Origin of the sequence: Ferrovum sp., from assembly GCF_027317285.1 — a bacterium.
GTDB lineage: Bacteria > Pseudomonadota > Gammaproteobacteria > Burkholderiales > Ferrovaceae > Ferrovum.
In genome coordinates, this window is the sequence record NZ_DAHVHV010000173.1 from 1 (window position 1) to 265 (window position 265).

The following is a 265-nucleotide window of genomic DNA, read 5'->3' on the forward strand; positions in this document are numbered from 1 at the left end:
TTCCTTGCGCAGAGTGATGTCAGAAAATACGCCGACATAATTCGTCACCCGTCCATCCCCATCAAGCACGGCAGTGATGGTCAGCCATTCCGGGTAAATCTCTCCATTCTTGCGTCGGTTCCAGAGTTCTCCCTGCCAGTATTTGTCGCGGTTGAGGGTTTCCCACATGGCTTGGTAAAACGCTGCATCCTGTCGTCCGGATTTGAGTATGGCGGGGGTCTTGCCTAACGCCTCCATGGCGCTATAGCCGGTCAATCGAGTGAAA

Annotated in this window: 1 protein-coding gene; it reads right to left on the reverse strand. The window is 53.6% G+C overall.

Features of this window, described 5'->3' with window-relative positions; all coding sequences use genetic code 11:
- A partial coding sequence (locus tag M6F29_RS12170; protein WP_298160325.1) for a PAS domain-containing protein occupies window positions 1–265 on the reverse strand: 265 nt, incomplete at both ends.